Origin of the sequence: Anaerotruncus sp. 1XD42-93 (assembly GCF_009917605.1) — a bacterium.
GTDB lineage: Bacteria > Bacillota > Clostridia > Oscillospirales > Ruminococcaceae > Anaerotruncus.
In genome coordinates, this window is the sequence record NZ_QZEG01000100.1 from 1 (window position 1) to 5,359 (window position 5,359).

Annotated in this window: 3 protein-coding genes; 2 read left to right on the plus strand and 1 reads right to left on the minus strand. The window is 57.5% G+C overall.

Annotation, left to right across the window (positions count from 1 at the left end):
* The first annotated feature begins 177 nt into the window (after positions 1–177).
* Positions 178–702 (plus strand): MATE family efflux transporter, encoded by a 525-nt coding sequence (locus D5269_RS16685; RefSeq protein ID WP_243126937.1) that lies wholly within the window; start codon positions 178–180, stop codon positions 700–702.
* A gap of 346 nt (positions 703–1,048) precedes the next feature.
* Here D5269_RS16685 and D5269_RS16690 read toward each other — a convergent pair whose 3' ends face one another.
* Positions 1,049–1,651 (minus strand): hypothetical protein, encoded by a 603-nt coding sequence (locus tag D5269_RS16690; RefSeq protein WP_120487050.1) that lies wholly within the window; start codon positions 1,649–1,651, stop codon positions 1,049–1,051.
* A gap of 618 nt (positions 1,652–2,269) precedes the next feature.
* On the opposite strand from D5269_RS16690, the gene D5269_RS16695 reads away from it, so the two are divergent.
* A complete protein-coding gene (locus D5269_RS16695) occupies positions 2,270–3,868 on the plus strand; it encodes an MBL fold metallo-hydrolase (RefSeq protein ID WP_120487051.1) in 1,599 nt (532 codons plus the stop codon).
* Positions 3,869–5,359: the final 1,491 nt, after the last annotated feature.

The window sequence follows — 5,359 nt, forward strand, 5'->3', positions numbered from 1 at the left end:
TGGTGTGGCTGACCGCCTGCCGTTGTTGCAGCGCCCGCACTCATTTTATCATGGGACTGGTTTCCAGTCAATCACCAAGAGGGAATCTTCCCCCTCCTGGGTTCTCCCCTTTTTAAGAGGCAACGCGCTGCACTGTTGCACAATCCTCCAAATTTTCCTTGGAAAAAGCGGCGAAATATGCTACAATACAGACAAAAGACGTACAACATCCAGAAAGGTCTGGTTCCGATGACACGAGACATGACCACCGGCAGCATCCCGCGGCACATGCTGGCCTACGCGGTGCCGCTGCTGTTCGGGAACCTGTTCCAGCAGCTTTACAACACGGTAGACTCGCTGGTAGTGGGGCGGATGGACGGAAAACAGGCGCTGGCGGCAGTGGGCGCGGCGGGGCCGGTTATGAACATCCTGATCTTTCTGATCGTGGGGATTTCGATGGGCGCGTCGATCCTGATGGCGCTGTTTTACATCTGTACCGGCGTCTGCAATTCGTTCCAGGGCCTGTTCCGCGGGTTGGGAAAACTCCAGGTCACCCTTTATGCAACCCTCGTGCAGATTCCGGTGCGTGTCGCCATCACCTGGCTGCTGGTCCCGCCGCTCGGCGTCACCGGCGCAGCCGCCGGGGTGGCCTGCGGCTGGCTCTGCATGATCGCTTATGAGCTTTACGCCTATCGCAAGCATTGGAAAACCACCCACCAATAACCCAAACCAAAAGCTTTACTCGATTTTTCTCGAAAAATCGCGGGGCCGAGGGGCAGAGCCCCCGCCGCTTGCCGCAGCAAGCGGAACGCCTGCCTGGGCGCGCCGCGCGCCCGCCTGAGAAGCGCTTTTTGCTCCGGCCTAAGAGCCGGCGCTTCGCGCCGGTTGGCCTATGCACGCCGCTGCGGCGGCAGTCGGGTGAATTGCCGCCCAAAGGGCGGCAAGAGGGGGCTTTTTGCAAGAGAAAAAGCCCCCTAAAAAAGGCTCCCGCCTACCAAAAAAATTTGGGGAGATTCCGACGGGGGTTGATCGGCCAAAATAAAAAGGAGGGGAAAACTTCCCTCCTTTTTCATTGGTCAGCGGGACAGAACAAAATCAGCAGCAAATCCGATTCCGGCGCATCGGCGCGCGGCTGCCCGATGCGTACAGCACAGCCGGTTCCCCTGATTTCGCTTTTCCATTCGGTAACCGCTTCATAGGTTTTGCGCGCGCCGGACGGCGGTTCCCCCTGCTGCACAGCGGCGCTCTTTTCATTGCGGGTTGCGAGGAACGCGTCATAGACCTCCCGTTCCTCCGCGAAGCCGCCATAGAGAAGCGTTGCAAAGATAACCGCCTTTTCCCAGTCCTGCGCGGGCAGCGAAACGCTCACCCCATACGGGTCATTTTCGGAGGGCAGGAAGGAGAGCCGGAGCATCCGCCCCTGCGGCTCCCCCGTACTCGAGACGATCGCAACCATCCTTCCTTCCGGGTCGTGCAGGGTGTAAACGGTCTGCCCCTCGGCCCAGGATTCCTCGGCCGCGATTGTCCACGGAAGCCCAGCCCGCTCCAGCGCGGCCTCGACCACACCAGCCTCCAGCGGGAATTCGGGCACAGGCAGGCCCTGCCGCCCGCAGCCGCAGCACCCCGCCAGCACCACACAAACAGCCATCCACCACCCGAAAAAACGTTTCATTTCCGCTCCTTTGCAAAGGCTCCTTCCCAATCGCAACCCACCCATTCTCTTGACAGCGCCCATATTACAGAGTATCATAAAGACAAAAGAAGGTGTTGCCGTCAGACGGTCAGCCCCCTTTAAGATTTACGGAAATAACCGCAGCACTTGGCTAGGGTGGCGGTTATTTCTTTTTGTTGCATCTAATACAAGAGCAACAACGCCCAGAATTACCAGACAGAACTGGAACAGTTCCGCATATGTAACCATAAGCATCTCCCCCTTTCTTCAAGGGGGCCAACCACCTGCAACCGTTGTGGCGGCACCTTGTCCTTATTCTATCATGGGAACGCTTTCCAGTCAATAACCAGGAGGGAATCTTTCCCCTCCTGGTTTCTCCCCTTTTTAAGAGGTGACGCGCTGCACCGCTGCACAATCCCCCAAATTTTCCTTTGAAAAAGCGGCGAAATATGCTACAATATAGACAAAGAGCGCACCACATCCAAAAAGGTCCGGCTCCGGCAACACAGGACACAGCCACCCGCGGCATCCGGCGTTTCGCGCCTGTGTGGGGAAGCCTCGCGTGAGGGTGTTTTTGCCGGGAGCCGGACAGACGCTGCCAGAAAAGGGAGTGAATGTATGCAGTTATCATTTTTAGGGGCAGCCCATGAGGTGACGGGGAGCTGTCATTATCTGCAAGCGTGTGGAAAGCACATCCTGATCGACTGCGGGATGCGGCAGGGCGGGGACGAGATCGAGCCGCCGGAACCGCGGTTCACCCCGGCGCAGATCGACTATGTGCTGCTGACCCACGCACACATTGACCATTCGGGACACCTGCCGCTGTTGAGCAAGCAGGGGTTCCGGGGGCAGATCTACGCGACCGACGCGACCTGTGACCTGTGTGAAATCATGCTGCGGGACTCGGCGCACATCCAGGAATTCGAAGCCGAGTGGCGCAACCGCAAGGGCAAGCGGTCGGGGCAGGAGCCGTACGAACCGCTTTATACGATGGAGGACGCGGAAAATGCGATCCGCAATCTGGTCCCATGCAGCTATGGCAAACGGTTCCAGCTCTGCGAAGGAATCGAAGTGCGGTTCATCGACGTGGGGCACCTGCTGGGGTCGTCGTCGATCGAGGTGTGGATCGACGAGGCGGGCGAAACCTCCAAGCTGGCGTTCTCGGGGGACATCGGCAATATCAACCAGCCGCTCATCAAAGACCCGGCCTTCCTCGAGGAGGCGGACTATGTGGTGGTAGAATCGACCTACGGGAACCGCCTGCACAACCCGCCGCCCGACTACAGCGAAAGCCTGGCGCAGATCATCCAGCGCACCCTCGACCGCGGCGGCAATGTGGTCATCCCGTCGTTCGCGGTGGGGCGCACCCAGGAGATGCTCTATTTCCTGCGGGAAATCAAGGCGCGCGGGCTGGTGCAGGGCCACCGGGATTTCCCGGTCTATGTGGACAGCCCGCTCGCCATCGAGGCCACCAACATCTTCAATGAGAACCGGCTCGACTGTTTCGACGAGGAAGCGCTCGAGCTGGTCAACCACGGGATCAACCCGATCACCTTCTACGGGCTGAACCTCGCGGTCACGAGCGACGAATCCCGCGCGATCAACTTCGACAACCGCCCCAAGGTGATCATCTCGGCGTCGGGGATGTGCGAGGCCGGGCGGATCAAGCACCACCTCAAGCACAACCTCTGGCGGGAGGAATCCACCGTGGTATTCGTGGGATACCAGGCGGTGGGCACCACCGGCCGCGCGATCCTCGAGGGCGCACCCAACATCAAGCTGTTCGGGGAGACGATCGACGTGCGGGCGGAAATCGTGGCGCTGCAAGGGGTGAGCGGCCACGCCGACCAGGCCGGGCTGCTCCGCTGGCTGGACGCCTTCTCCCCCAGGCCCCGCCGGATCTTCGTAGTCCACGGGGACCGCACCGTCTGCGACGAGTTTGCCGCGCTGCTCGAATCCCGGTACGGGATACCGGTTTCCGCCCCCGAGTACGGCGAGCGCTACGACCTTGCTGCCAACATCATGGTCGAAAAAGGCGTGCGCCCGCAGGCCAGAAAGACCGGGACGCTGCGTCCGGTTTCTGCCGCATTTGCGCGTCTGCTCGCCGCCGGAAAACGGCTTATGGTGGTCATCGAACACAACAAGGGCGGCGCCAACAAGGACCTCGCCCGGTTCACCAGCCAGATCCAGTCGCTCTGCGACAAGTGGGACAGATAGACAACGGAAGTTTGGGTCCCAGACCAAACGTCCAGGCGCAGGGCGCCTTCCTCAAAGGTGCGCGGCGTTTTGGGTTCCAGACCAAAACGCCCCCACTCGCGGCTTTCTCGCGCAGGCGCGAAGCGCGGCTAATGCCGCGACAGCCGCTCGGCGCACCCCACAAGAGGGGCGGCAGTGCCCCCCTCTTGTGAGAACTCCCCCGGCAAGCTGGCTGGCTCGGCCCGATCGGGCACAGTGTAGAGGGGTTTTGTGGCAGCATCCGTTTGGCCCCAGACCAAACGGATAGGCGCTTGCGCCTTCCTCGGGTCTTCTCGGCTAGCGCCGAAGCGCGGCAAGCGGCCAGCCCTAACGGGTTAAGGTTTCTGCCTTTTATCCGTTTCTATCATGAAAGTGGTTGCCAGTCAGAACCAGGAGGGAATTTCCCTCCTGGTTTTGATATTTCCGTCAGAATAGGGAAATCGAACAGTATCTCAAAAAACGGGTGGCTATATACGAAAAGGAGTTTGGAGAAATTCCAGTAAAACCAAACCAATCTTGCGAAAACTTCCGAATGATCGTATCTTGCTCCAAAACAAAAAAGGACACTTGACAGCGTCCGGATTACAGTATATAATGAAGATAAAGAAAGGTGCTACCGGCAGACGGTCAGCCCCTTGGTTAATGCAGAAATAACCGCATCACTTTGGAAGGGTGGCGGTTATTTCTTTTTTGTCGCGTCTAATACAAGAGCAACAACGCCTAGAATTACTAAGCAGAACTGGAACAGTTCCGAATATGTAACCATAAGCATCTCCCCCTTTCTTCAAGGGGGCCAACCGCCTGCAACCGTATGTAGCAGCACCTTGTCCTTATTCTACCATGGAGATGCTCTCCAGTCAAGAAAAAGGCGCTTGACAGCGCCCGGATTGCAGTATATAATGAAGATAAAGAAAGGTGCTGCCGGCAGACGGTCAGCCCCTCTAAGTTAACGGAAATAACCGCATCACTTTGCTAGGGTGGCGGTTATTTCTTTTTTGTTGCGTCTAATACAAGAGCAACAACGCCTAGAATTACTAAGCAGAACTGGAACAGTTCCGAATATGTAACCATAAGCATCTCCCCCTTTCTTCAAGGGGGCCAACCGCCTGCAACCGTATGTAGCAGCACCTTGTCCTTATTCTACCATGGAGATGCTTTCCAGTCAAGAAAAAGGCGCTTGACAGCGCCCGGATTGCGGGATATAATAAAGATAAAGAAAGGTGCTGCCGGCAGACGGTCAGCCCCTCTAAGTTAACGGAAATAACCGCATTACTTTGCTAGGGTGGCGGTTATTTCTTTTTTGTTGCGTCTAATACAAGAGCAACAACGCCTAGAATTACCAGACAGAACTGGAACAGTTCCGAATATGTAACCATAAGCATCTCCCCCTTTCTTCAAGGGAGCCAACCGCCTGCAACCGTTGTGGCAGCACCTTGTCCTTATTCTACCATGGAAGTGCTTTCCAGTCAAGAA

Excerpts from the sequence above, each read along its gene's own strand:
- D5269_RS16685 (WP_243126937.1), top strand. The coding sequence starts at position 178 with ATGCTACAATACAGACAAAAGACGTACAACATCCAGAAAGGTCTGGTT.
- D5269_RS16690 (WP_120487050.1), bottom strand. The coding sequence starts at position 1,651 with ATGAAACGTTTTTTCGGGTGGTGGATGGCTGTTTGTGTGGTGCTGGCG.
- D5269_RS16695 (WP_120487051.1), top strand. The coding sequence starts at position 2,270 with ATGCAGTTATCATTTTTAGGGGCAGCCCATGAGGTGACGGGGAGCTGT.